The 24095-nt window shown below is 76.5% G+C and carries 24 protein-coding genes; 10 read left to right on the forward strand and 14 right to left on the reverse strand.

The features are described from left to right. Nucleotides 1–40: 40 nt before the first annotated feature. The 3 genes from pheA to V9U69_RS15680 form a co-directional block, all read right to left on the reverse strand. Nucleotides 41–976 (reverse strand): prephenate dehydratase, encoded by a 936-nt coding sequence (gene pheA / locus V9U69_RS15670; RefSeq protein WP_337062786.1) that lies wholly within the window; start codon nt 974–976, stop codon nt 41–43. Between the two features lie 96 nt (nt 977–1072). Beyond that, on the reverse strand, nt 1073–1378 hold the full coding sequence (locus V9U69_RS15675) for a WhiB family transcriptional regulator (protein ID WP_337062787.1): 306 nt from the start codon (nt 1376–1378) through the stop codon (nt 1073–1075). Between the two features lie 80 nt (nt 1379–1458). Continuing rightward, on the reverse strand, nt 1459–2751 hold the full coding sequence (locus V9U69_RS15680) for a glycosyltransferase 87 family protein (RefSeq protein WP_337062788.1): 1293 nt from the start codon (nt 2749–2751) through the stop codon (nt 1459–1461). Between the two features lie 71 nt (nt 2752–2822). Here V9U69_RS15680 and V9U69_RS15685 point away from each other — a divergent pair, with 71 nt between their 5' ends. From V9U69_RS15685 to V9U69_RS15705, 5 genes are all read left to right on the forward strand, one after another. After that, a complete protein-coding gene (locus tag V9U69_RS15685; RefSeq protein WP_337062789.1) occupies nt 2823–5111 on the forward strand; it encodes a hypothetical protein in 2289 nt (762 codons plus the stop codon). Between the two features lie 197 nt (nt 5112–5308). After that, on the forward strand, nt 5309–6196 hold the full coding sequence (locus V9U69_RS15690) for a metal ABC transporter solute-binding protein, Zn/Mn family (protein ID WP_337062790.1): 888 nt from the start codon (nt 5309–5311) through the stop codon (nt 6194–6196). Beyond that, the gene (locus V9U69_RS15695) at nt 6193–7008 is read left to right on the forward strand and encodes a metal ABC transporter ATP-binding protein (protein ID WP_337062791.1); all 816 of its coding nucleotides are present in this window, start codon (nt 6193–6195) and stop codon (nt 7006–7008) included. Before V9U69_RS15690 ends, V9U69_RS15695 begins: the two co-directional genes overlap by 4 nt. Beyond that, a complete protein-coding gene (locus V9U69_RS15700) occupies nt 7008–7895 on the forward strand; it encodes a metal ABC transporter permease (protein ID WP_337062792.1) in 888 nt (295 codons plus the stop codon). The genes V9U69_RS15695 and V9U69_RS15700 overlap by 1 nt, the downstream gene beginning before the upstream one ends. 101 nt (nt 7896–7996) lie before the next feature. Then, entirely contained in the window at nt 7997–9151 is a 1155-nt protein-coding gene (locus tag V9U69_RS15705; RefSeq protein WP_337062793.1) for a hypothetical protein, read from the forward strand. Between the two features lie 25 nt (nt 9152–9176). On the opposite strand, the gene V9U69_RS15710 is transcribed toward V9U69_RS15705, so the two are convergent. The 3 genes from V9U69_RS15710 to V9U69_RS15720 all read right to left on the reverse strand — a co-directional run bounded on the left by V9U69_RS15710 (nt 9177) and on the right by V9U69_RS15720 (nt 12854). After that, nucleotides 9177–9830 carry a hypothetical protein gene (locus tag V9U69_RS15710; protein ID WP_337062794.1) on the reverse strand — a complete coding sequence of 218 codons (654 nt, stop codon included), beginning with the start codon at nt 9828–9830 and terminating at the stop codon, nt 9177–9179. Nucleotides 9831–9906: 76 nt separating this feature from the next. Further along, entirely contained in the window at nt 9907–10389 is a 483-nt protein-coding gene (locus tag V9U69_RS15715; RefSeq protein WP_337062795.1) for a hypothetical protein, read from the reverse strand. Beyond that, entirely contained in the window at nt 10386–12854 is a 2469-nt protein-coding gene (locus V9U69_RS15720; protein ID WP_442907788.1) for a molybdopterin oxidoreductase family protein, read from the reverse strand. The genes V9U69_RS15715 and V9U69_RS15720 overlap by 4 nt, the downstream gene beginning before the upstream one ends. A 146-nt stretch (nt 12855–13000) precedes the next feature. Here V9U69_RS15720 and V9U69_RS15725 point away from each other — a divergent pair, with 146 nt between their 5' ends. Together V9U69_RS15725 and V9U69_RS15730 are read left to right on the forward strand one after the other, a co-directional pair. Continuing rightward, a complete protein-coding gene (locus V9U69_RS15725; protein WP_337062797.1) occupies nt 13001–13633 on the forward strand; it encodes an FMN-dependent NADH-azoreductase in 633 nt (210 codons plus the stop codon). A gap of 128 nt (nt 13634–13761) precedes the next feature. Further along, nucleotides 13762–14448, forward strand: coding sequence for a hypothetical protein (locus tag V9U69_RS15730; protein ID WP_337062798.1), 687 nt, complete (start codon nt 13762–13764; stop codon nt 14446–14448). Nucleotides 14449–14555: 107 nt separating this feature from the next. On the opposite strand, the gene V9U69_RS15735 is transcribed toward V9U69_RS15730, so the two are convergent. Together V9U69_RS15735 and rpmG are read right to left on the reverse strand one after the other, a co-directional pair. Next, the gene (locus V9U69_RS15735) at nt 14556–14678 is read right to left on the reverse strand and encodes a 50S ribosomal protein L36 (RefSeq protein ID WP_337062799.1); all 123 of its coding nucleotides are present in this window, start codon (nt 14676–14678) and stop codon (nt 14556–14558) included. 2 nt (nt 14679–14680) lie between these two features. Then, nucleotides 14681–14848, reverse strand: coding sequence for a 50S ribosomal protein L33 (rpmG, locus tag V9U69_RS15740; RefSeq protein WP_166611399.1), 168 nt, complete (start codon nt 14846–14848; stop codon nt 14681–14683). Between the two features lie 192 nt (nt 14849–15040). Between rpmG and V9U69_RS15745 the strand changes: the two genes are divergently transcribed. Next, the gene (locus V9U69_RS15745) at nt 15041–15634 is read left to right on the forward strand and encodes a GNAT family N-acetyltransferase (protein ID WP_337062800.1); all 594 of its coding nucleotides are present in this window, start codon (nt 15041–15043) and stop codon (nt 15632–15634) included. 27 nt (nt 15635–15661) lie between these two features. Here V9U69_RS15745 and V9U69_RS15750 read toward each other — a convergent pair whose 3' ends face one another. Next, nucleotides 15662–16267: a helix-turn-helix domain-containing protein gene (locus V9U69_RS15750; RefSeq protein ID WP_442907789.1), complete on the reverse strand. Its 606-nt coding sequence runs from the start codon at nt 16265–16267 to the stop codon at nt 15662–15664. A 278-nt stretch (nt 16268–16545) separates the two neighbouring features. Between V9U69_RS15750 and V9U69_RS15755 the strand changes: the two genes are divergently transcribed. After that, nucleotides 16546–16749 carry a cold-shock protein gene (locus tag V9U69_RS15755; protein WP_242127978.1) on the forward strand — a complete coding sequence of 68 codons (204 nt, stop codon included), beginning with the start codon at nt 16546–16548 and terminating at the stop codon, nt 16747–16749. Between the two features lie 140 nt (nt 16750–16889). Here the strand turns inward: V9U69_RS15755 and V9U69_RS15760 are convergent, their stop codons facing one another. The 3 genes from V9U69_RS15760 to V9U69_RS15770 are packed head-to-tail and all read right to left on the reverse strand — an operon-like array spanning nt 16890 to nt 20028. Further along, nucleotides 16890–17651 (reverse strand): ABC transporter permease, encoded by a 762-nt coding sequence (locus V9U69_RS15760; protein ID WP_337062802.1) that lies wholly within the window; start codon nt 17649–17651, stop codon nt 16890–16892. Further along, nucleotides 17648–19234, reverse strand: coding sequence for a hypothetical protein (locus tag V9U69_RS15765; protein WP_337062803.1), 1587 nt, complete (start codon nt 19232–19234; stop codon nt 17648–17650). Before V9U69_RS15765 ends, V9U69_RS15760 begins: the two co-directional genes overlap by 4 nt. Continuing rightward, nucleotides 19234–20028 carry an ABC transporter ATP-binding protein gene (locus V9U69_RS15770; RefSeq protein ID WP_337062804.1) on the reverse strand — a complete coding sequence of 265 codons (795 nt, stop codon included), beginning with the start codon at nt 20026–20028 and terminating at the stop codon, nt 19234–19236. The genes V9U69_RS15765 and V9U69_RS15770 overlap by 1 nt, the downstream gene beginning before the upstream one ends. A 297-nt stretch (nt 20029–20325) precedes the next feature. Here V9U69_RS15770 and V9U69_RS15775 point away from each other — a divergent pair, with 297 nt between their 5' ends. Next, nucleotides 20326–21840: a carboxylesterase/lipase family protein gene (locus tag V9U69_RS15775; protein ID WP_337062805.1), complete on the forward strand. Its 1515-nt coding sequence runs from the start codon at nt 20326–20328 to the stop codon at nt 21838–21840. Here the strand turns inward: V9U69_RS15775 and V9U69_RS15780 are convergent. Next, nucleotides 21824–22876, reverse strand: a complete 1053-nt coding sequence (locus V9U69_RS15780; RefSeq protein ID WP_337062806.1) for an FAD-dependent monooxygenase — start codon at nt 22874–22876, stop codon at nt 21824–21826. The genes V9U69_RS15775 and V9U69_RS15780 overlap by 17 nt on opposite strands. A gap of 32 nt (nt 22877–22908) precedes the next feature. After that, nucleotides 22909–24045 (reverse strand): FAD-dependent oxidoreductase, encoded by a 1137-nt coding sequence (locus V9U69_RS15785; RefSeq protein WP_337062807.1) that lies wholly within the window; start codon nt 24043–24045, stop codon nt 22909–22911. Between the last annotated feature and the right edge of the window lie 50 nt (nt 24046–24095).

Raw genomic sequence — 24095 nt, forward strand, 5'->3', positions numbered from 1 at the left:
GGGTGGGGGGTGGGGGGTGCGGGGGACGGGCGGGGAGACGTCAGGCGCCGCCGGCGCGCAGGTGCTCCAGCCAGTCCTGCGCCCGCGCGAACGCGGCGTCCGTGGGGCCGGAGCCGAGCACGGCGTGCCCGCCGTCGGCGCGCGGGTAGCTGCCCACGAACCGCACCCGTTCGCACACCCGGTGCAGGCCCATGAGGGCCTCGCCGACGCGGGCGTCCTGCAGGTGACCGTCGCAGTCGATGGAGAAGCAGTAGCGCCCCAGGGCGTCGCCGGCGGGGCGGGACTCGATGCGGGTGAGGTTGATGCCGCGGGTGACGAACTGCTCGAGCGCCTCCACCAGCGCACCGGGGCGCTCCTCGCGCAGGAACAGCACCAGGGACGTCTTGTCGTCGCCGGTGCGCTCGGGCACGGCACCGGGCCGCGAGAGCAGCACGAACCGGGTCTGGGCGCCGGCGCGGTCCTCGATGCGCTCGGCGAGCACGTCCAGCCCGAAGCGGCGGGCGGCGAACGGCGCGCACACCGCGCCCTCGAAGCCGGCGGCGGGCCCGCCGTCGCGCTCGGCGGCGAGGGCGGCGGCGGAGGCGGCGGTGGAGGTGGCGGGCACGTAGGAGACGCCGGGCAGCTCCCGGTGCAGCCGGTGGCGCACCTGGGCGTAGGCGTGCGAGTGGGTGCTCACGCGGCGCACGTCGGCGAGCGCGGTGCCGGGGAGCGCGGCCAGCACGAAGGAGACGGGCAGGACGACCTCGGCGACCACGACGAGGGGCTCGCCGACCGCGAGGCCGTCGAGGGTGGCGGGCACCCCGCCCTCGACGGAGTTCTCGATGGGCACGCACCCGACGTCGACGGCGCCGGTGCGCACCGCCTCGATGGTGGCGTCGACGCTGGGCATGGCCTCGGCGGGCGCGTCGGGCACGACGGTGCGCAGGGCGGCCTCGGAGAAGGTGCCGACGGGGCCGAAGAACGCGTAGCGGGGCACGGGGGAACGCTATCCCGACCGGCCGCCGCGCCGGCCGGTGCGCGCGGCCGCGGGTGCGACCGTGCGCACCGGTCGGTGCGGCGGGGGGGGGGGGGGTCAGCTGGCGGTGCGCAGGCGGCGGCGGTCCTGGCGGGCGGCCCAGACCTGCTCGCGCTGGTCCTCGGTGAGCCCGCCCCACACGCCGTAGACCTCGCGGTGGGTGAGGACGTGCTCGCGGCACTGGCGCAGGACGGGGCACTCGGCGCACACGGCGAGCGCGGCGGCGTCGCGGTGCTGCCGGGCCGCTCCCCGTTCGAGCTCGGGGTGGAAGAACAGCTCGGGGTCGGCGTCGCGGCAGGACCCCCGCAGCTGCCACTCCCACGCGTCGACGGTCGGACGCAGGTTGCGCGTCGTCTGGGTCACGGTTCCCCCCTCGGTTGGGCTCGCTTGCTGAGCCGTCTTCCCCCGGGAGGACCACCCTTAAACACAGAGCGACTAATCAATCACGCAACGTGAAGATCGTGCGAGCGCGACACGCTCCGCGGCTCGCCCGCCGGACGGGCCGCCACCCGCGCCAGCGCCACCAGCGCCAGGCACGCCCACCACAGGTTCCCGCTCTGCACCGCGCGCGCCAGCGGCACCGGCACCGCCCCCGTCGCCAGCAGGTTCGCCCCCCACCACGGCCACGCCACCCACAGCCCCGCCGTGGCCACCAGGGCCACCACGACCCGGCGGCGCTCGCGGCCGTCACCGGCCAGCGCCCCCAGCACCACCACGCCCCACACCAGGTGGTGCAGCCACGACACCGGCGAGACCAGCACCGCCACCAGCCCGCAGGCCGCGACCTCCCCCACCGTGGAGCCGCACCGGTGCAGCCGCCGCGCCACCGCGAAGCCGGCCGCCGCCGCGACGGCCGCCGCCAGCGCCCACAGCGCGGTCGTCGCGCCGTCCGCCAGGTACAGCCGCAGCAGGAAGCCGCGGATCGACTGGTTCGACGAGCCCGCGTTCGGTCCCAGGCGGTCCGGGTTCAGCAGCGCGGACGTCCAGAACTCCAGCGACGCCTCCGGCGCCAGCAGGAACGTCGCCACCGTGACCCCCGCGGCGGCCAGCACCGCGTTGCGCAGCTCGCGCCACTGCCGGGTGATCGCGAAGTGCACCAGGAACACCCCCGGCGTCAGCTTGACCGCCACCGCCACCCCCACCAGGGCCCCGCGCGGCCAGCGCACCCGGAACCGGCCCAGGCGCACCCCCTCCGCACCGCGCACCAGGTCCAGCAGGCACAGCGAGACCAGCACCAGGTTCACCTGGCCGAAGCGCACGTTCTCCCCCACCGGGGAGATCCACACGCACGCGCCGGCGATCACGCCCTGCGCCAGCGGCGCCCACCGCCCGCCGCGCGCCAGCAGCGGGGCGAACGCCAGCCCCACCACCAGCCACAGCAGCGCCAGCTGCACGCCCGTCCACACCCAGCCGGCGGCACCCCACGGCAGCAGCGCCAGCGGCACGGCCAGCACCGCCGAGAACGTGGGGTAGGTGAACGGCAGCAGCTGCGGGGACTCGGTGACGACCTCGTACACCGGCCGGCCCAGCAGCAGGCTGCGGCCCGCCTCCCGGTACACCTCCAGGTCCACCTGCCACTGGTCCTGCGGGTACGCCACCAGGTACCGGTGCGCCACCGGCGCGGCCGCCGCCAGCAGCACCAGCACGCCCAGCACCAGCGGCAGCGGCGACGACGCCCCGGCCCCACCGGCACGTCCCCGCGCTCCCGACGCCCGCGCTGCCCCGTCCACGACCACCCGCCGATCCTCCCCCAGACCCCCACCCGCTCCGTCACGAGCCGCGCACGGCGGGTCCTTAGCCTGGACGGGTGCCGCCCCGACCCGCGCCCGCCCACCGTCCCGCCACCGCTCCGGCGCCGAGGGCCCCGCTGGGGGCGGTGCTGGGCGTGCTCGCGGTCCTGCTGACCGCGCTGACCGCGCTGCCCGTGCTGCTCGCGGCGCCCGCGCGGGCCGCCGCCCCGGCGGGGGACGGCGAGCAGCACCCCCTGGTGCTCGTCGGCTTCAGCGGCGTGCGCTGGACGGACGTCTCCGAGGAGGCCACCCTGGCGCTGGCCGCCATGCGCAGCGGCGCCATCGGCACGGTCGCCGTGCGCAGCGTGTTCACCGCCGCGTGCCCGGGCGACGGCTGGCTGGCGCTGGCCGCCGCCCGGCGAGCCACCGACTTCGCCGGCACCTCCGCCGAGCACGTCAACGCCGCCTGCGCCCCCGTCGCCGAGGTCGTCGACGGCGTGCAGCCGGACTTCGAGCGGTACCGGGAGATCGCCGCCGCCGGCACGTTCGGCGCCGAGCCGGGCCTGCTGGGCGACGCGCTCGCCGAGGCCGGCACCCGCGCCCTGGCGATCGGGCCCGGCGCGGGCGTGGCGCTGGCGACCTCGGCCGGGCGGGTCCCGGCGTACGTGGGCACCGAGGAGGCGCCCACCCCGGCCGCCGTCGGCGGGTACGTGCGCGACGCGCTGGAGTCCGGCGCCGAGGTGGTCGTCGTCGACGCCGGGGTCGTGCGCGACCCCGCGGACCTGCCCGGCGAGGAGGAGGCGCCCGCCGCCTCGCGCGCCGAGCAGGTCGCCGCCGTGGACGCCGTCGTCGGCGCCGTGCAGGAGGCGGTGGCCGCATCGACGGGCGCCGACGGCACGACCCTGTTCGCCGCCTCGATCGGCGACGCCGGCAAGACGCCGCACCTGCAGTTCGCGGCCGCCACCGGCCCGCAGCCCGGCGGCGGGGAGTACGACGGCCTGCTCGTCAGCCGTTCCACCCGCCAGGTCGGCATCGTGCAGACCACGGACCTGACCCCCACCGTGCTGGCCCTGGCGCTGGGGACGGACCACGACGTCGCCGGGCTGGTGGGGGCGCCGGTCACGTCCACGCGGGCGGGCACGAGCCTGGCCGAGCGGGTGGAGAAGGTGCGCGACCTCGACCAGGCGGCGCAGGCCGTGCAGCCGCTCGTGGCGCCGTTCTTCACCGTCTGGGGGGCGTCGCAGATCGTCCTGTACGCGGTGGCGACCCTCGCGCTGCGCCGCGCCTGGGGCGGGGCGCGCGGGCGGCGGCGGGTGCTGGCGCTGCTGCGCACCCTGGCGGTGCTGTACGGGGCGGTGTGCGCCTCGACGTTCCTGGCGAACACGATCCCGTGGTGGCGCTACGGCGACTCCACCGTCGAGAACCTGCTGGCCGTGAGCGCCGCCGTGGGCCTGTACGTGGCGGCGATCACGGCCGTGGCGCTGCTGGGGCCGTGGCGCCGGCACCCGCTGGGGCCGCTCGGCGTCGTCGGTGCGATCACGGCCGGGGTGCTCGCGGTCGACACCGCGACCGGGTCGCGGCTGATCACCTCCAGCCTCAACGGCCTGCAGCCGGTGGTGGCGGGCCGCTTCTACGGCCTGGGCAACCAGCAGTTCGCGCTGTTCGCGACCGGGGCGCTGCTGTTCACGATCGCCGTGGTGGACCGGCTGCTGCTGGCGGGGCGCCGGCGCGCGGCCGCGGCGGTGGTGGCGGGCCTGGGCCTGCTGGCCGTCTACGTCGACGGGGTGCTGGGCAGCGACTTCGGCGGGCCGCCGGCGATCGTGCCGGCGTTCGGGTTGTTCGCGCTGCTCGTGGCGGGCGTGCGGGTGACGTGGCGGCGGGTACTGCTGCTGCTGGCCGGCACGGTGCTGCTGCTGGCGGCGATCTCGCTGGTGGACTGGATGCGGCCGGTGGACCAGCAGACGCACCTGGGCCGGTTCGTGCAGACCCTGCTGGACGGCGGGGCCTGGCAGGTCGTGGAGCGCAAGCTGGCGCAGAACCTGCGCATCCTCGTGGGCAACTGGATCCTCAGCGCCGTGCTGGCCCTGGCGGCGGTGTTCATCGCGTTCGTCCTGGTGCGCCCGCACGTGCTGGGCGTGCCGGTGCTGCAGCGCACCTACGACCGGCACCCGGCGCTGCGGCCGGGGTGCGTGGCGCTGCTGGTGCTGCTGGGCATCGGCTTCGCCGTCAACGACTCCGGCGCCGCGGTGCCGGCGGTGGGCGCGATGCTGGCGGTGCCGCTGCTGATCGCGACGTGCACGCGGACGATGGAGTCGCTCGAGCCGGACGGCCACCGCGCCGCCGAGCCCTCCCCCGCCCCCCGCTGACCCCGCTGACCCCGCTGACCCCGCCCCACCGTTCTCCCCCGACCCAGCGGTGATCGAGGAAGTGGCAACTTCCTCGATCACCGCTGGGGGTCGGAGGGGCGCGGAGGGGGTGAGGCGGGACGGGGACGGCGGGAGGGGACGGCGGCGCGGCGGGGTTACAGTTTCCGACAACCGTTCCCATCGTCAGGAAGCCGCCGATGCGCCGCGCCGCCCTCGTCCTCGCCGCCCTCACCACCCTCGGCCTCGCCGCGTGCGGGGGCGACGACACCGCCGCGGACGACACCACCACCGTCGTGGCCTCGACGGACGTGTACGGCTCGATCGCGGAGGCGATCGCCGGCGACGCCGCCACCGTCACCTCGATCGTCGACGACCCCTCCGCCGACCCGCACTCCTACGAGGCCAGCACCCGCACCCAGCTGGCGCTCTCCCGGGCCGACGTCGTCATCGAGAACGGCGGCGGGTACGACGACTTCGTCGACACCATGCTCGACGCCGTCGAGGGCACCGACCCCGTCGTGGTGAACGCCGTGGAGCTGTCCGGGAAGGACACGAGCGGGGAGTTCAACGAGCACGTCTGGTACGACGTGCCGACCGTGCGGAAGGTCGCCGACGCCGTCGAGGCCGCCCTCGCCGAGGCCTCCCCCGCCGACGCCGCGACGTTCGAGGCCAACGCCGCCGCCCTCGACGCGCAGCTGGCGCAGCTGGAGCAGCGCATCGCGGAGGCCGCCGCCACGACGGCCGGCGCGCCGGTGGCGGTCACCGAGCCGGTCCCCGGGTACCTGCTGGACGCCCTCGGCGCCGAGAACCGCACGCCCGAGGAGTTCTCCGAGGCGATCGAGGAGGAGACCGACGTCCCGGCCGACGCCCTGCGGGAGACGCTAGCGCTGTTCCCGGCCGGGCAGGTGCGCGCCCTGGTGCACAACGAGCAGACCACCGGCCCGCAGACCGAGCAGGTGCTGCGCGCCGCGGAGGCCGCGGACGTGCCCGTGGTGCCGGTGACCGAGACGCTGCCCGACGGTGAGGACTACGTGTCGTGGATGAGCGCGAACGTCGACGCCGTCGTGTCGGCCCTGACCGCGTGAGCGGCGCCGCGACGCCGCCCGCGCTGCGGCTGCGCGGCGCGGAACTGGCGCACGGGGCCCACCGGCTCTGGTCGGGCCTGGACCTGGACGTCGCCCCCGGCGAGTTCGTCGCCGTGCTCGGCGCCAACGGCGCCGGCAAGTCCAGCCTGCTGAAGGTCGTGCTGGGCCAGCACGCGCTGCGCGCCGGCACCGTGGAGGTCGCCGGCCGCCCCGCGCGCCGGGGCGATCGCCGCATCGGGTACGTGCCGCAGCAGAAGGGGCTGGACCCCGCCACCCCGCTGCGCGCGCGGGACTTCGTGCGCCTGGGCCTGGACGGGCACCGGTGGGGGCCGCTGCTGCCCTCGCGGCGCACGGGGCGCCGCGTGGACGACGTGCTGGCCGCCGTGGGCGCCACCGCCTACGCCGACGAACCCGTGGGGCGGCTCTCCGGCGGGGAGCAGCAGCGGTTGCGGGTCGCGCAGAGCGTCGTGGGCGAGCCGGACCTGCTGCTGGCCGACGAGCCGCTGCTGTCGCTGGACCCGCACCACGCGGCGGCGGTGACCGCCCTGGTGGACGCCTGCCGGCGCCGCACGGGCGCGGCGGTGCTGTTCGTCACCCACGACGTGAACCCGGTCCTGCCGTACGCCGACCGGGTGCTGTACCTGGCCGGCGGCCGGTTCCGCGTCGGCACCCCGGACGAGGTGATGACGTCGCAGACGCTGTCGTCGCTGTACGGCTCGCCGGTTCAGGTGCTGCGCTCGGGCGGGCGGGTGCTCGTCGCCGGCGCCGCCGCCCCCGCCGAGCACCCGCACGCCCACGAGGGGGTCCACTGATGGGCGCGGTGACGTGGTCGGACGTGTTCGACTTCAGCGACTACGGCGCGCTGCTGGCGCTGGTGCAGAACTCCCTGTGGGCCGGTGCCCTGCTCGGCCTGGTCGGCGGCCTCGTCGGCGTGGTCGTGGTGGCGCGGGACCTGCCGTTCGCGGTGCACGGCACGGCGGAGCTCAGCTTCGCCGGCGGAGCGGGGGCGCTGCTGCTGGGCGTGGACGTCGTGGCGGGTTCGCTCGTGGGGTCGGTGCTGGCGGCCGTGCTGTTCGGGGTGCTCGGCAACCGGGCCCGCGAGCACAACTCCGCCATCGGGGTTCTGATGCCGTTCGGGCTGGGGCTGGGCGTGCTGTTCCTGGCCCTGTACGAGGGGCGCGCCGCGAACAAGTTCGGGCTGCTGACCGGGCAGATCGTCGCGGTGGACGACCCGCAGCTGGTGTCGCTGGCCGTCATCGCCACCGTGGTGCTGGTGGCGCTGCTGGTGCTGTGGCGGCCGCTGCTGTTCGCGTCGCTGGACCCGGAGGTGGCCGAGGCGCGCGGGGTGCCGGTGCGGCTGCTGTCGCCGGTGTTCATGCTGCTGCTGGGGCTGTCGGTGGCGATGAGCGTGCAGGTCGTGGGGGCGCTGCTGGTGCTGGCGCTGCTGGTGACGCCGGCGGCGGCGGCGCTGCGGGTGAGCGCCTCCCCGTACCTGGTGCCGGTGCTGTCGGTGCTGTTCGCGGTGGTCTCCGTCGTCGGCGGCACGCTGCTGGCGCTGGGTTCGAGCGTGCCGATCAGCCCGTACGTGACGACGGTGTCGTTCCTGCTCTACCTGGGGTGCCGGCTGGTGGCGCGGCTGCGGCGACCGCCCGCGCGCGCCGGGGCGGGTCCGGTGGCGGAACCGCTCACCGCCGCCTGACGCAGCGGGCCGCGCCGGTCGCGTCACGGTCGGTGCGGTCCGCCCCCCGGTCGGCTCAGCGGGTTCGCCGCCGGGCGGGGCAGGCCCCTACCGTCCCGCTCGTGGACCGTCCCGACCCCCTGGACCTGCTCGTCGGCGGCGAGGCCGGTGGGGACGTGCTCGCCGCCGTGCACGCCCTCGGCGGGCGCGACGTGCCGCTGCGCGCGGCCGCCGAGCGCGCCGGCACCGCCCGCGACGTGACCGCCCTGGCGGTGCAGCGCCTGACCCGCGCCGGCCTGCTCACCCAGCGCCGCGACGACCCGGCCGGCGGCCTGAGCGTCGACACCTCGAGCCCCTGCGCGGACGCCGTGGGCGACCTGCTGTGGGTGCAGCACGGGGTGCGCCGGCCTCGTGCGGCACCCGCCCGGGCGGCGACGGCGGACGCGTCCCCGTTCACGATCGGCGACCTGGACGTCAAGGCCCTGGTGCCGCGGGTGCTGCAGGTCCCCGACGGCGACGGCGCGACGGCCCTGCCCGGGGCGGACGCCGCCGGGCCGGACGCCCGCGAGGTGCGGGCGCTGGTGCTGCGGCTGGAGCGCGACACCGACCGCCTGGTGGGTGGGCGCTGGCTGCAGCGCGCCCACGCCCGCTGGCACGACCCGCGCGACCGCGACCTGCTGGCGCTGACGGGCGCTCTCGGCGCGGGCCTGCGCCAGGCCGCGCACGCGCTGCGGGCCGTCTCCGCCGCACCGGCGGGGACCGTGCGGGGACCGGACCGGGTGGGGGTGCTGGCCTGGGCGCACGCCGTGCACTGCCTGGACGCGGAGGTCACCGTCGCGCTCGGCGTGCGGCACCAGATGCTGCTCGTGGTCGACCACGCCCGCGAGGTGGCCGAGCGCCGCGAGGCCGTCAAGGAAGCCCTGCAGCAGGTGCTGCGCGAGAACGAGCTCGGCACGCAGGGCCGGGCGGTCCGGCAGGTCGGTGAGCTGAACCACCGGCAGGAGCTGCTGGAGCGGGCGAAGCAGGCCGCCGGGGACCTCTTCGGCGACGAGGCCGGACGGGTGGACGGCGTCGGTGCGGCGGGCGAGCGGCTGCTGGCCGCCCACGTGCACGAGGTGGCGACGACCGCAGCGGCGCACGTGCACCGGATGGCCGCGCACCCGGCGTGGGCGGCGTGGTGCGCGCGGTTCCCGGAGGTGTCGGCGGCGCACCCGCTGGCCGAGGCGCCGGCGCGCTCGTCGTGGCGGGCGGGCGCGGCCGCACCCGTGCCCGGGTGACGGAGACGGCGCGCGCCCGCCGGGCTCACAGCTGCTTGCGCACGCCCGCCTCGTGCACGACGTCGCTGAGCTCGTCGCCGATCCCGCCGGTCATCGCGCTGCTGGCGGGGCCGCGGCGCAGCAGCGGCAGGACGGTGCGGTGGCGCGCGTCCTCCAGCTCGAACCCGAGCGCGGCGTAGAGGGCCAGCGCCGCCAGGGCCACCCCCACCCAGCCGGCCGCGGTCAGCCAGGCGTCCGAGCCGGTCACCTCCGCGACACCGGTGACGGCGAAGCGCAGCGCGGACAGGGCCATCACGGCGGCGGCCACCCCCTTGGCGATGGCCGCCACGGCGGGCACGAGCATGGCGCCGGCCGCCAGCAGCAGCACCACCCCGAGGCCCGCGCTGGTGGACCCCGGCGGGGAGGTGAGCGTCACCAACCCCGCCGTCGCCCACGTCCCGGACAGGACGCCCATGCCGGTGCCGGCCACCGGGTCGCGCGCCACGAAGCCGTACACGGCGGCGAGCAGCTGCAGCGGTGCGGTGAACAGCAGCGCGGCCAGCGCCACCGCCCGCCCCTGCCCGGGGCCGATCCAGTCCAGCTGGAGGGCGGCGAACGCGCCCGTGGCGACGAACAGGCCGAGGAACCCCAGCGGCAGCGGGGTGCCGACCGGCCGCAGCACGATGCGCGTCAGGGGCACCTCGGGCGGGTGCCCGTCCCCGCCGCCGGGCGTCCGCGCCGGGGCGTCCGTCCTGTCGTCGTCTCCCGCCACCGGGTCAGCTCACCAGGACCTGGGTGGCGGACTCCTTGAGCTTGGCGTTCGCCCACCGCATCTGCCGCAGGCTGTCCGGGTGGCACTTCTTGCTGAGCGCCAGCAGCTCGGTGTCCTTGACGCCCTGCGCCACCTGGGCGACGAGCTCCCAGTCGGCGGAGACGCCGGCGGAGCGGGTGTAGACCTCCCGCAGGTCCAGCAGCAGCAGCAGCGACGCCTGCGGTTCGCGGCCCACGGCGTCGCTGAGCTTGTCGCGCGCCCGGGCCATGAGGTGCGTCTCGCCGCGGGGGCGGGGGTTCAGGTCGACGTCGTAGCGCCGGCCGGCCTCGGCGAGCTCCTCCACGTGGCGCTGCGACCAGCGGGCGAGGTCGCGGGCGAGGTGGTGGACCTCGTGGTCGGCCTTGTGGCGGTCGGAGACGTGCAGCAGCTTCTCGGCCAGTTCGTTCTCCGAGCGGTGCAGCTCGTGCAGGGCGAGTCCGATCTTCACCGGGCACCTCCGGCGGTGGCGGTCTGCAGGTCCACGCGGACCTGGGCGTCGGGGCCCCCGGTGGTGGGGGGGACGTCCGGGCTCAGCGGGCGCGAACCCGTGGTCGTGGGGGCGGGGGCGGGCGCGCCGCCGGAGCGCTCCACGAGGGACACCGTCGCGGCGGCCGTCTTGAAGATGGGCTGCTTGGAGCAGGCGTCCCAGTCGGTGATGGTCAGCTCGTTGGCGGCGCGGCCGGCCTCGTCGGGTTCGTGCCCGCCGGGGCGGTCCCAGTACCCGTAGTGGAACGGCACGAAGATGGTGCCCCGGCGGATGCCGCAGACGCGCAGCCGCGCCCGCAGGGAACCGCGCGGGGTCGCCACCTCCAGCAGGTCGCCCTCGGCCAGCCCGCGCAGCTCGGCGTCGTGGGCCGACATCTCCACCCACACCTCCGGTGCGGCGGCCTGCAGCTGCGGGGCGCGGCCGGTCTTGGTGCGGGTGTGGAAGTGGTAGAGGGTTCGGCCCGTCATGAGCTGCAGCGGGAAGTCCTCGCTGGGGATCTCGTGCGGCGGCACGTACTCCGCGGCCTTGACGATCGCCTTGCCGTCGGGGTTCATCGCCTTGTACTCGGTCTGGCTGAGCGGGGCACCGGTGACGAGGTCGCGCCCGTAGCTCTCGCAGTAGTCGGGGGCGGCCCAGAACTTGCCGTCGACGTAGATGCGCTCGCTGCCGTCGGGGTTCTCCTCGTTGCAGGGCCACTGGATGCCGCCGCTGCCCTTGAGCTTGTCGTAGCTCATGCCGGTGTAGTCGCAGGGCCGACCGCGGGAGCACTCCTTCCACGCCTCGAACGCCGACTCGGGGTCGTGCCACTTGACCAGCGGCGCGCCGTCCTTGTCGCGCAGGTCCATGCGCCGGGCGTAGTCGAGGAAGATGTCGAGGTCGGGGCGCGCCTCGCCCGGGGGCTCGACCGCCTTGCCGGAGTAGTGCACGGTGCGGTCGACGTTGGTGAAGGTGCCCTCCTTCTCCCCCCACGTCGCCGCGGGCAGCACCACGTCGGCGAGCTGCGCGGTCTCCGACAGGAAGATGTCCTGCACCACCAGGAACAGCCGGTCCTGCGACAGCAGGGAGCGCACGCGCGCCAGTTCCGGCAGGGAGACCGCGGGGTTCGTGGCCTGCACCCACCAGAACCGCAGCGAGCCGTCCTCGATGTAGCGCAGCTGCTGCATGACGTGGGTGGGCGGGCTGTAGTGCGGGATGTCCATCGGGTCGAGGTTCCAGACCCGGGCGAGGTCGGCGACCTGCGCGTCGCTGGTCCAGTTCCGGAACGCGGCCAGGTCGCCGTCGGCGCCGCACTCGCGGGTGTTCTGCGCGGTGGGCTGGCCGTTCATCTGCAGGATGCCGCAGCCGGGCTTGCCGAGCATGCCGCGGACGATGTGGACGTTGTTGACCTGCACGGCGGCGGCGGTGGCCTGGTTCGCCTGGTAGAAGCCCTGCAGCACGGTGGACAGCAGCCGCTCGGCCGTGCCGAGGACGCGGGCCGCCTCACGGATCTGCTCGACCGGCACGTCGCAGATGGTGGCGACCTTCTCCGGCGGGTACTCCTTCACCCGTTCGGCGAGCTCCTGGAACCCGACGACGTGCGCGTCGACGTACTCGTGGTCGACCCAGTCGTTCTGGACGATCTCGTGCAGGATGCCGTTCATGAGCGCCACGTTCGTGCCGGGGCGCGGGGCCAGGTGCACGGTGGCGTGCCGGGCCACGGGCGTCTCGCGCGGATCGACGCAGATCACCTTCGGCGGGTTGGGGCCTTCGAGCCGGTCCAGGATCCGCGTCCACAGCACGGTCTGCGTCTCGGCCATGTTGTGGCCGTACAGGGCGATGACGTCGGCGTGGTCGATGTCGGTGTAGGAGCCGGGCTGCCCGTCGCAGCCGAAGCTCTCCTTCAGCGCCGCGGCGGCGGTGGCCGTGCACAGCCGCGTGTTGCCGTCGACGTGGCTGGTGCCGAGGCCGCCGTGGGCGATGACGCCGAGGGTGTAGTACTCCTCCAGGAACAGCTGCCCGGTGGTGTAGAAACCCAGGGCGCTGGGCCCCTGCTCCGCCAGCAGCTCCTTGCTGCGCGCCACGATGCGCCCCATGGCGGTGTCCCAGTCGGTCTCGACGAGTTCGCCGCCCTCGCGCACGAGGGGCCGGGTGAGCCGGTCCGGGGAGTTGTTGGCCTGCCAGCCGAAGAGGTCCTTGGGACCGAGCCGGCCGTGGTTCACGCGGTCCTCGGCCCGGCCGCGCACCCCCACGATCTCCCCGTCCTTGACGGCGATGTCCAGCCCGTCGCCGTTGGAGTGCAGGATCGTCGCCGACTGCACCCAGCGGTCGACGTCCTCGGGTTCCACCCCGTCCGCCAGCCGGGTGTCCACCCGCACCGGCCAGGGGTCACCCGGTCCGTACGGGGTCCGCTCCCCCCAGGGCTCCGCGATCCGGTCGGTCGTTCGCACCTGTGCCTGCGTCCGTCGGTCCACGGCGCCCACTGTGCTCCTGACCGGCGCGTGGCGCTAGTGCGGGAGCGGTGCGCGGGTGGGGTTCGCGGGTGGAGCGGGCTGCCCGGCGCGGCCGGTGCGCGGCGGCTCAGTAGGTTGTCGGGATGCCTCACCTGCTGCACCTGGACTCCTCCGCCGACCTGGCCCGCTCCCGTTCCCGCGCCGTCACCGCGGCGTTCGCCGCCGCGTGGCGCGCCCGCGGTCCGGAGTTCACGGTCACCCACCGGGACCTGCACCGCGACCCGCTGCCGCACCTGCCGGACCCGGAGTTGCACTGGCCGGCGGCGGCACGGCGCGCCGACGCGGACCCGCCGGCGGCGGAGGACGCGCTGCAGCAGCGGATCCTCTCGGAACTGCTGGCCGCGGACGTCCTGCTGGTGGGTGCGCCGCTGTACAACTACACGGTCCCCTCCACGCTGAAGGTGTGGATCGACAACGTCCACGTGCCGGGCGTGACCACGGGTGAGGGTGCGCAGCCGCTGGCCGGGCGGTCCGCGGTCGTCGTCAGCAGCCGCGGCGGCGTCTACGACCCGGGCACCCCCACGGAGTCGTGGGACCACGGCGTCCCGGTGCTGCGGATCGTCCTGGGGAACGCCCTGGGCATGGACGTGCACCTGGTGCAGACCAGCGCCACCCTCGCCGACCGCGTGCCCGAACTGGCCGCCCTGCGCGAGCGCGCCGACGCGGAGTTCGCCGCGGCCGTGCGCGCCGCCGAGGAGCTCGCCACGACCCTCTGAGCGCCCCGGGCCGGCGACCGGCTCGTCATGACGGTTCCGTGACATCGGGACGGGCGGGGGTTGGCCGGGGCCGGTGACCGGGTAGCGGGGTCGCAGAGAACGATCCCGCTACCTGGAGGTACTTCACGATGTCCGGACCGTACGACACCGGCGCGCACGCGGCCGAGGAGAAGAAGGGCAGCCGGTGGTGGCTGTGGCTGCTCCTCGCGCTGATCGCCGTCGCGCTCATCGTCTGGGCGGTCCTCGCCTTCACCGGCGACGACGAGGACGACCTCGACGTGGAGGAGACGACGGCCGGCGTGACCGCGCCGGCGACGCCCGGTGAGGACGAGACCGACGCGATGGCCACCGAGAGCCCCGAGGCCACCGCCACGGCGACCGCGGACCCGACCGCCACCGCGAGCGCCACCGCGAGCGCCACCGCGGGCGCCGCGGGGACGGCCGCCGCGGTCGCCGCCGGTGCCCTGGTGGTGGACGGCGTGGACGTCTTCGCCAGCGGCACCGACCTGGCCGGCCTGGCCGGGCAGCCCGTCGAGGCCAACGCGGTGCAGGTCGTCGAGGTCGTGGCCGACGAGGCGTTCTACGTCGGCCCCTCGGCGGACCACGCGATCCTGGTGCGGCTGCCGCAGTTCTCCGGGGCGAACGCCGCGGAGTCGCCGTTCAACGTGGAGCAGGGCTCCGTGGTGAGCTTCACCGGCACCGTGGCCGAGGTCGACCAGGCGCTGCTGGACAGCCTGAACAACTACGACCCGGCCGCCGGGCTGCAGGTCGGCTCCCTGTACGTGAAGGCGGAGACGATCTCCGGCGTGAGCTGACCGGGCCGGGGACGGCCGCCCGGGCGGCGGCGCCCCACCCGTGACGCGGCAGGAGCCGCCCGGCGTTCTCGCCGGGCGGCTCCTGCCGCGTCGTCACGTCGCGGGGTTCAACCCTGGCGACCCTTCCACCGCGGGTCGCGGCGGTTCACGACGACGACGCGGCCGCGACGGCGGACGACGACGGAACCGGGGCGGTCCTTCAGGGACTTCAGCGAGGTGCGGACCTTCACCGTCAGCGCTCCTCGCGGAAGTCGACGTGCTCGCGCACGACCGGGTCGTACTTGCGCACGACGAGGCGGTCGGGGTCGTTGCGGCGGTTCTTGCGGGTCACGTAGGTGTACCCGGTACCGGCGGTGGACCGGAGCTTCACGACCGGGCGGACGTCGGCGTGCTTGGCCATCTGGTGCGCTCCCCTCGAGCTCGGACCCCCGGTGCGGCACCGGCGGTCACCTGTTCGAACCTGCTGAGACCGACAACCATTCCCTCCCCTCCCGGGCGCCCCGCGGCGGTGGGGTGGCAGCTCGGCTCGGGGCCACGGGGGCCGCCGCACCGCACCTGGCACCGCGCGGCGGTGGAGCGCGACGATGGGGCCGTGCCCAGCACCCCGCCTCCCGACGCGACCACCGGCGCGATCCCCGCGCGCACCGAGCGCCTCCTGCTGGCACCGCCGCGCCTGGCGGACCTGGAGGACGTCTTCGCCCTCTACTCCGACCCGGCCGTGTGGGAGCACCTGCCCTCCGGCCGGCACACCGACCGCACCCGGACGGCGCTGCTGCTGGAGCACGTGCGCGAGAGCTGGGACCTGGCGGGCCTGGGCAGCTGGGTGGCCCGGCTCGCCGAGGGGCCGGAGGCCGGCCGCCTCGTCGGCACCGGCGGCTGCGACCTGCGCCTGGGCGTGGCGTGGAACCTCAGCTACCGGCTGCACCGGCGCGACTGGGGCCACGGGTACGCCGGCGAGCTGGCGGCGGCCGCGATCGCCGCGGCGCGGCGGGTGCACCCGGACGTGCCCGTGACCGCCTACCTGCTGGAGCACAACGTGCGCTCGGCCGCGGTCGCGCAGCGCGCCGGGCTGCACCTGCAGTGGCGCGGCCACGACGCGGGCAACCCCGACCCGGACGCGGTGCGGCTGCTGTACGCGGACCGCCCCCTCTCGCGCACGGTGCTGGACCTGCTCGTCTCCACCTGACCCGCCTGCACCCGGGCGGTGCGGGGCTCAGCCCCTCCGGGGGCGGGCCCGCACGTGCATGCGCTCGCCCTGGGGGCCGAACACGCTGAGCAGCTCCACCGGCACCCGGCCCGGGTTGCTCATGGCGTGCGGCAGGTGGGTGTCGAACTCGGCGGCCTCCCCCGGCGGCAGCCGCAGGTCCTGCCCGCCCAGCCGCAGCCGCAGCACCCCGGACATCACGTACAGCCACTCGTAGCCCTCGTGGTGCTGCGGCTCGACGTCCTCCCCGGCGCCGGGGGCGAGCACCAGCTTGTAGGCGCGCAGGCCCCCGGGCGCCCGGGTCAGCGGGTACGACGTCATCCCGTGGCGGGAGCGGGCCGCACGCCGCCGCGGCGGCCGCTCCGGCGCGACGAGCTCGTCGAGGCTGACCTCGTAGTGCGCCACGAGCGGCAGCAGCAGCTCCAGGGTGGCGCGCCGGCCGCCGGACTCCAGCCGGGACAGGGTGCTGACGGAGGTGCCGGTGGCGGCGGAGACCTGCGCGAGGGTGAGGCCGCGGGCGGTGCGCAGCCGGCGCAGCCGGGGGCCGACGGCGTCCAGGGCGGCTGCGGTGTCGGCGGCCGCGGCGGCCCGGTCCGGTGCGCTCACCCCGCCCATCGAACACGACGGCGGCCCGGCGGGACCGGCGCCGCCGGGGTGGACGGCGGCGAGCACGGCGCCGGTGTGACGGATGGGTGGAGAAGTGTTGCGCGGGGTCGCGGGTGTCGTGTTAGCTACTGATCGGCTGCAGCTGGAGCAGCTCCTCGATCGTTCTGAACGCCCGCGGAGTGTGTTGCGACCGCCGGCCGGACCCCCGGGTCCGGAAGGCGTTCCCACTCAGCCCGGGACCGGCACGAGCGCAGGTCCCGCACCGACTGGAACGTGTTGGAGTAGGTATGGCCCAGGGCACCGTCAAGTGGTTCAACGCTGAGAAGGGGTACGGCTTCATCGAGCAGGACGGCGGCGGACCCGACGTCTTCGTCCACTACTCGGCCATCAGCGGCAACGGCTACCGCTCGCTGGAGGAGAACCAGCGCGTGGAGTTCGAGGTGACCCAGGGCCAGAAGGGCCCGCAGGCGGACGACGTCCGCGCTCTCTGAGCCACCCCGCCCGAACACGGAGGGCCCCCGTCCGCGAGGACGGGGGCCCTCCGTCGTCCCCGGGCCCTGCGCTCCCCCTCCCCCCACCGGGCCCCCACCCCGTGGTGATCATGCACGGTTGAACGCTCAACCTCGCATGATCACCGCGAGGACGGGGCGGGAGCGGGGCGGGTGCGCACCCCGCGCCCCAGGACGCGGGTGACCACCACGACCGCGATCGTCTCGGCGGCGATGAGCCCCACGAGGACGAGCAGCTGCACGCGCGCCGCCTCCAGCGGGCTCGCCCCGCCCAGCAGCAGCCCGACGAAGGCGCCGGGCAGCGTGACCAGGCCGACGTTGCGGGTCTGGTCCAGGGCGGGCGCGAGGGCGCGGCCGGCGGCGGTGCGCCCCAGCTCCGCCACCGCCCGGGCGGGTGCGGCGCCCAGCGCCAGCCACCCCTCCACGAGGTCCCAGCGCTCGGTGACGTCGTCGAGCATCCGGCGGCCGGCGAGGGTGGTGGCCCCCATGGCGCCGCCGATGAGCTGGGCGGTGAAGGGCACCACGTCCAGCGCGCGCAGCGGCAGGGCCCCGGTGGCGACGACGACCGCGGCCGCCGGGAGGGCGCCGGCACCGACGGCCAGGGCCGTGCCGGGCCAGGTGCGCAGCGACCCGAGGCGGCGGGCGGACGTCCAGGACGCCACGGCGAGGGCGAGGGCCAGGTACAGCGGCGCCAGGGCGGGCACGCGCAGGACGGCGCCGAGGACGAGGCCGATCGCGGTGATCTGCACGACGGCGCGCAGGCACACGACGGCGACCTCGCGGCCGTGGCGCAGGCCGCCGAGGCGCCCGGCGGCCACGGCGGTCGCGGCCAGCAGCACGACGGCGAGCGCGAGGCCGGCCGTCGTGCCGCCGGGGGCGCTCACGAACGGCTGACGACGGCGAGCACCTCGGGGGCGCGGCGGTCGAGCAGGGCGCCGCCGCGGGTGAGGCCCAGCCACACCCACAGGGCACCGAGCCCGGTGCCGGCGACCAGGCCGATCCACCCGGCCCACGGCGCCCACAGCAGCGCCACGAGCAGCGCGGCGAGCGCGGGCAGCGCGAGCAGGGCGACGACGAGGGTGGTGACCAGCTGGACGAGCAGGGTGGCGGTGGCGGCGCCGCGGGGGCTGGAGAAGGGGTTCCCGCCGGGCGGGGCGACGGGGTAGGGGGTCAGGGCGCTGGCGACGCTGGAGACGCCGTACCCGGCACCGAGCAGGGCGGCGGAGGCGCCGGTCAGGGCCGGCAGCAGGTCCGCGCGCCCGGCGACGAGGGCCCCGATCACGGTGAGGACGAGCACGAGGGGCACCTGCCAGAGGGCGGCGGCCAGGAGGCGCCCGGCGCGGTCGTCGCGCCCGCGCACGCCGGCGGTGACGTGCAGGGTGAAGGCGGAGTGGTCGTAGGCGACGTCGTCGTGCAGGGACCAGCCGGTGACGAAGGCGGCGAGCGGCCCGGCGGCGAGGAACCACCTGCCGGGGTCGCCGCCCGCGGACAGCGGCAGCACGAGCAGCAGCAGGGGCAGGACCGCGACGGAGGCGGCGGCGACGAGGTAGCGGGGGTCGCGGCGCCAGTACAGCAGGCAGCGGCGGGCGACGGCCCCGGTGGGCGTGCTGGGCAGGCGGTCCAGGAGGCCGCCGCCGGCCGTGGCGCGGGTGGGCCCGCCGCCGCCCGCGGCGGGGCCGGTGCCGGAGCGGCCCAGGGCGAGCGCCCACGCGCCGAGCACGGCGGCGAGCACGGCCAGGGCGAGCAGCAGGCGCAGCAGGGCGGTGCCCCAGCGGCCGGCGGCGGCGTCGGCGGCCGCTGCCCAGGCGAGGCCGGGCGGGGTCCAGCCGGCGACGGCGGCGGCGTCGCGGCCGAGGGCGGCGAGGTCGTCGAGACCGTCCTCGACGCGCTGGGCGATCAGGTTGATGCCCGGACCGAGCAGGACGATCAGGACACCGCCGACGAGGACGGCGACGTCGCGGGTGCGGCGGGCGCGCAGCAGCGCGGCGGCGGCGGTGGTGGTGGCGCGGGACGCGGCCACGGCGGTGAGGGTGCCGACGAGGGCGGCCACGACGGCCAGGACGGTGGCGGGGACGGAGCGGGACAGGGCGGCGGCGCCGGCCAGGGACAGCAGCAGGGTGACGGCGCCGGGCAGGCCGACGAGGCCGGCGAGCAGCAGGCCGGGCACGAGCTGGGCGCGGGGCACGGCGAAGGTGGCGAAGCGGGAGGGGTCGACGGTCTCGTCGACGCCGAAGGCGACGAGCGGGATCAGCGCCCAGCCGAGCACGGCGAGGGTCCCGACGCCGACGACGACGGGGGCGGCGACGTCCAGGCCGGTGAAGCGCAGGGCGACGAGCGCGCCGCCGACGGTGGCGACGATGGACAGCGCGTAGAGGACGCCGACGACGAACGCCACGACCTGCCAGGGGCTGCGCCGCAGCCCGTTGCGCAGGAGGGTGAGCTTGAGGCGGACGAGGGTTCCGATCATCAGCGCAGCCAGTCCAGGGAGCCGGTGAGGTCGCGGCCGCCGCCGACGAGGTCGACGAAGCGCTCCTCCAGGGTGCCGCCGCCGCGCACGGTGTCGAGGTCGCCGGTGGCCAGGACGCGGCCGGCGGAGATGACGGCGACGTGGTCGCACATCCGCTCCACCAGGTCCATGACGTGGCTGGAGAGCACGACGGTGCCGCCGCCGGCGACGTAGGACGTGAGCAGGGAGCGGATCGTGGTGCCGCTGACGGGGTCGACGGCCTCGAACGGCTCGTCGAGGACGAGCAGGCGGGGTGCGTGCACGAGCGCGCAGGCGAGCGCGACCTTCTTCGTCATGCCGGCGGAGTAGTCGACGACGAGGGTGCCGGCGGCGTCGGCCAGGCCGAGGGCGTCGAGGAGTTCGGGGGCGCGCTGCTCGACGACGTCGCGCTCCACGCCGCGCAGCAGCCCGGCGTAGCGCACGAGCTCCAGGCCGGTGAGGCGGTCGAACAGGCGCACCCCGTCGGGCAGGACGCCGAGGCGGCGCTTGCCGGCGATCGGGTCGGCCCACAGGTCGGCGCCGAGGACGAACGCGCGCCCGGCGTCGGGGCGCAGCAGGCCGGTGGCCATGGACAGGGTGGTGGTCTTGCCGGCCCCGTTGGGGCCGACGACCCCGAAGAACGACCCGGCGGGCACGTCGAGGTCGAGGGCGTCGACGGCGAGCTTGCCGCCGAAGCGCTTCGTCAGCCCCCGCAGGGCGAGGGCGGGCGCGGCACCCGTCCCGGGCGTGACGGGTGGCTGGGCCTGGTGCTGCACGGTGTCCCCCTGGGTGTGGTGCTCGGTGGGGGGATCCTCCCAGCCGCTCGCGGTGCGGGGGATCCACCGCTCGAAGGGGTCCGGTGGGCCGGGGGTCGGACCCGCGCGGCGCGCGGCCGGGCTGCTGGGCTGCTGGGCGGCCCGGTCCCCGCAGCCGCACCGACCGCCCCCGGCGTCCCGCCCACCGGCACCCCGGCTGCGCGGGGGCCTTCGCCGGCGGGTTCACGATGATCCTCGTGTCCTCGCTGTCCGTCCTGCCCGTCGAGTCCGTCCGCTGAGAGCACTGGAGTGAGCACCGTGAGCACCGCACCCGAGGTCACGATCCGGTCCGGCCGCCTGCGCGGTGTGCAGCGACCGGGATCGGCGGCGTTCCTCGGCGTCCCGTTCGCCGAGGCACCGGTGGGGCCGCGCCGCTTCACGGCCCCCGAACCGGTCGCCCCCTGGGAGGGGGTGCGACCGGCCACCGCGCACGGCCCCACCCCGCAGCGCCGGCCGTTCGGCCCGCTCACCACGATCCCCGAGCCGTCGATCCCCGGCGAGGGCACCCTGAACGTCGACGTGTTCACCCCCGCGCCGGGCGACCGCGACGCGCTGCTGCCGGTGTTCGTGTGGATCCACGGCGGCGGCTACTTCGCCGGCTCCCCCGCCAGCCCCTGGTACGACGGCGCCTCGTTCAACCGCGACGGCGTGGTCACCGTGACCGTCTCCTACCGGCTCGGTCTCGACGGTTTCGGCTGGATCGACGGGGCGCCGCTGAACCGCGGCCTGCTCGACCAGGTCGCGGCGCTGCACTGGGTCCGCGAGAACGTGCGGGAGTTCGGCGGCGATCCCGACCGGGTGACGATCGGGGGGCAGTCGGCCGGGGGCGGCAGCGTCCTGTCCCTGCTGGCCTCGCCCCTCGCGTCCGGGTTGTTCCGGCGGGTCGTGTCCCACTCCGGTGCCACGTCGGACCTCTCGCCCGCCGGCGCGGAGGAGGTGGGCCGCGGGTTCGCCGCCCACCTGGGGATCACGCCCGACCTGGCCGGGTGGCGCTCGGTGCCCGAGGAGGCGGTGCTGGACGCGGAGCGGGCCTTCAACGTCGTTCCCGGGCGCCCGCAGCTGATCGGCGAGCGGATCGACGTCGGCGCCTCGCTGCGCGCGGCCCGCGCGGGTGTCCCGGTGGTCGCGTCGATGGCGTTCGTGCCCGTCGTCGACGGCACCGTCCTGCCCACCGACGTGGAGAGCGCACTGACCTCGGGGGCCGGGCACGACGTGGAACTGCTGATGGGCACCGTCCGCAACGAGTTCCCGATCCCCACCGCGACCGGGGTGGAGGAGGTGGTGGACCAGCTCGTCGCCGCGGGGGTCGGCGCCGAGGGGGTGAGCGCCTACCGCGCGGAGGTGGCGCGGGCCGGGGAGCGCTTCGCCGCCAGCCAGGTGCTCGTCAGCGCGGGGTTCCGGGCAACGCTCGTGCGGCTGGCCGCCGCCCGCGCGCGCGCCGGTGCGGGGCGGCGCACGTGGCTGTTCGACTTCGCCGAGCGCTCCGGCGCGGACGGCCTCGCCGCGCACTGCCACGACCTGCCGTACGCGTTCGACCTGCTGGACGCCGAGGGCGTCGCGGCGGTGCTCGGCGAGCACCCCGACCAGGCGCTGGCCGACCGCGTGCACGGCGACTGGGTGCGGTTCGTGCGCGGGGGCGGCGCGCCGTGGGCGAGCGCCGAGTCGTCGGTGATCGCCGCGCAGCGCTACGGCGAGGGCACCGGGTTCGACGAGCGGGCGTACCTGCTGGACGCGCAGGTCGCCGGGCTGCGCGAGCTCAGCGCCTCGCGCTGAACCCGGCTGCGGCCCGGCCCGCCAGAGCCAGGGCGGCGTCGCGGGCACCGGTGAGGTGCTGGGCGGTGCTCACGGAGTTCAGCACCCGCGAGGCGCGCACGACGCGGGCGGTGGCCCGGCGGCGCTCGCGGTCGTAACCGCGCAGCGCGGTGGGGACGTCGGCGGCGGCGAGCAGGTGCCGGGCGAGCGCGACGGCGTCGGCGAGGGCCTCGCAGGCGCCGCGCCCCAGGTGCGGGGCCATGGCGTGGGCGGCGTCGCCGACGAGGGCGACGTTCCCGGTGGTGGTCGAGCGCAGCGGGCGCACGTCGTGCAGGACGCGCACGTCGAGGGAGCCGGGGTCGAGGGCCTCGATAGCGCCGGTGACCCCGGGGTGCCAGCCGGTGAACACCTCGCGCAGCGCCGCGCGCGGGTCCGCGACGTCCTCGACGGGCAGGACCGGTGTGCGGAAGCAGGCGTAGACGTTGGTGCGCCCGTCGCGCCGCGGGGTGGTGCCGAACATGCGGCCGCGCCCCCACGTCTCGGCGAGCTGCGGGCAGGGCGCGTCCGCCGTGCCGCGCACGGCGGCGGTGCCCAGCGGGCGCGGTGCCGCGGCGGGCCCGAACCGGGCGCGGCGCAGGGCGCTGCCGATGCCGTCGGCGGCCACGACGGCGTCCACCGGCGGCAGGTCGCCCGGATGCGGCGCGGGCGTTCCCCAGCGAACGGCGCCGTCGGGCAGGCCGGCGGCCAGGGCGGCCAGCAGGGTGGGCCGGTCGACGAGGTGGACGGCGTCGCGGGGTTCCAGCCGCACGAGGACGCGCCCGTCGGGCCGCAGCAGCTCGCCGCTGGAGGCGACGGCGGTGCCGCCCTGCACGAGGTCGTCCAGGCCGAGCTCGCGCAGGGCGGCGACGGCGTGCGGCCACATCCCCAGGGAGGTGCCCGTGGCCGGGGGCCCGGCGGCGCGTTCGCGCACCTCGACGTCCCAGCCGCCGCGCAGCAGGGCGCGGGCCGTCGCGAGCCCCGCGATGCCCCCACCGGCGATGAGCGCCCGTCCCCGCACACCGCGGACGGTACGGCGCCGGGGACGGTTCGTCACGGGGTTCGGGCGGCCCCCACCCGGAAGCGCTCCGGGGGTGCGGCGGTGCCGGTGGCGACGTCGGCGGCGATCTGCCCGACCAGGGGCGCGAACTTCGCCCCGTGCCCGGAGCAGGGCGAGACGACCGTGATGCCGTCGGTGCCGTCGACGACGAAGTCCTCCGTGGGGGTGCTGGTGAACAGGCACGTGGTCTCCGCGTACGGCTCGGGCACCAGGCCGGGCAGGTGGCGGCGCACGTGCTCGGTGACGCGGGCGCGGTTGGCGGCGTCCACGGTCCCCGAGCGCCGCGAGGCGGAACCGACGGAGCGGCCGCCCTTGTACTCGGCGACCTTCTGCCCGCGGAAGTCCGCGTCGCGGCCGCCGGGCAGCGCGTACACGAGGATCTCCGGGAGCTCGTGGATGAGGGTGGGCCAGGTGCCGTGCGGGTGCTCGTCCCGGTACGGGAAGTGGAACGCGTTCTCCTCCCTGACCTCCAGCGCCGGGAACGCCTCGAGGAAGCCGTTCGGCAGCGGCAGGCCGCCGAGCAGGTCGGGCAGCCAGCCCCCGGCGCAGACGACGACGTGGCCGGCGTCGATCGAACGGCCCCGCGTGGAGCGGGCGGTGAAGCCGGTGGTGGTGCGTTCCAGGCCCACGAGCGGCCACCCGGTGAGCACCCGCGCGCCGTTCGACCGCGCGAGCGCGACCATCGCGCGCACGGTGCTCTCGGCGTCGACGACCGCACCGCCGGGCTGGTGCAGCACCTCGCCGTCGACGGCGAGCTGCGGCCAGCGCGCGCGGGCCTCGCCGGCGCTGAGCAGCTCGTGCTCCACGCCGACGTCCTGGAGCACCCGGGCCAGCGCCCGCGGGTCACGGCCCGGGCCGTGGTCGACGGCGGGGGTGGGGGTCAGCAGCGCAGCGCCGTGCAGGCGCTCCAGCTCGCGGAAACCCTCAGCGGCCCGCGCCACCATCTCCACGTACTCCCGCTCGGCGTAGGCGTAGCGGAAGATGCGCGCCGATCCGTGCGAGCTGCCGTCGCGAGCGGCCGGTTCGGTGCGTTCCACGAGCGTGACCTCGTGGCCGCGCTCGGCCAGGTGCCAGGCGGTGGCCGCCCCGGCCAGGCCGGCGCCGACGACCAGGTGGTGCGAACCGTCCACGACCCTCTCCCGTCCCGCGTCCCGCTGCCGCACCGGTCCCCGGCGGCCGG

Source organism: Kineococcus sp. G2, from assembly GCF_037154035.1.
Classification (GTDB): domain Bacteria; phylum Actinomycetota; class Actinomycetes; order Actinomycetales; family Kineococcaceae; genus Kineococcus.

Bases quoted from the DNA above. Each gene is read 5' to 3' on its own strand.
- V9U69_RS15750 (WP_442907789.1), bottom strand. From the start codon at position 16,267: ATGGGCGGGGTGAGCGCACCGGACCGGGCCGCCGCGGCCGCCGACACC.
- V9U69_RS15755 (WP_242127978.1), top strand. From the start codon at position 16,546: ATGGCCCAGGGCACCGTCAAGTGGTTCAACGCTGAGAAGGGGTACGGC.
- rpmG (WP_166611399.1), bottom strand. From the start codon at position 14,848: ATGGCCAAGCACGCCGACGTCCGCCCGGTCGTGAAGCTCCGGTCCACC.
- V9U69_RS15700 (WP_337062792.1), top strand. From the start codon at position 7,008: ATGGGCGCGGTGACGTGGTCGGACGTGTTCGACTTCAGCGACTACGGC.
- V9U69_RS15690 (WP_337062790.1), top strand. From the start codon at position 5,309: ATGCGCCGCGCCGCCCTCGTCCTCGCCGCCCTCACCACCCTCGGCCTC.
- V9U69_RS15725 (WP_337062797.1), top strand. From the start codon at position 13,001: ATGCCTCACCTGCTGCACCTGGACTCCTCCGCCGACCTGGCCCGCTCC.
- V9U69_RS15765 (WP_337062803.1), bottom strand. From the start codon at position 19,234: ATGATCGGAACCCTCGTCCGCCTCAAGCTCACCCTCCTGCGCAACGGG.
- V9U69_RS15730 (WP_337062798.1), top strand. From the start codon at position 13,762: ATGTCCGGACCGTACGACACCGGCGCGCACGCGGCCGAGGAGAAGAAG.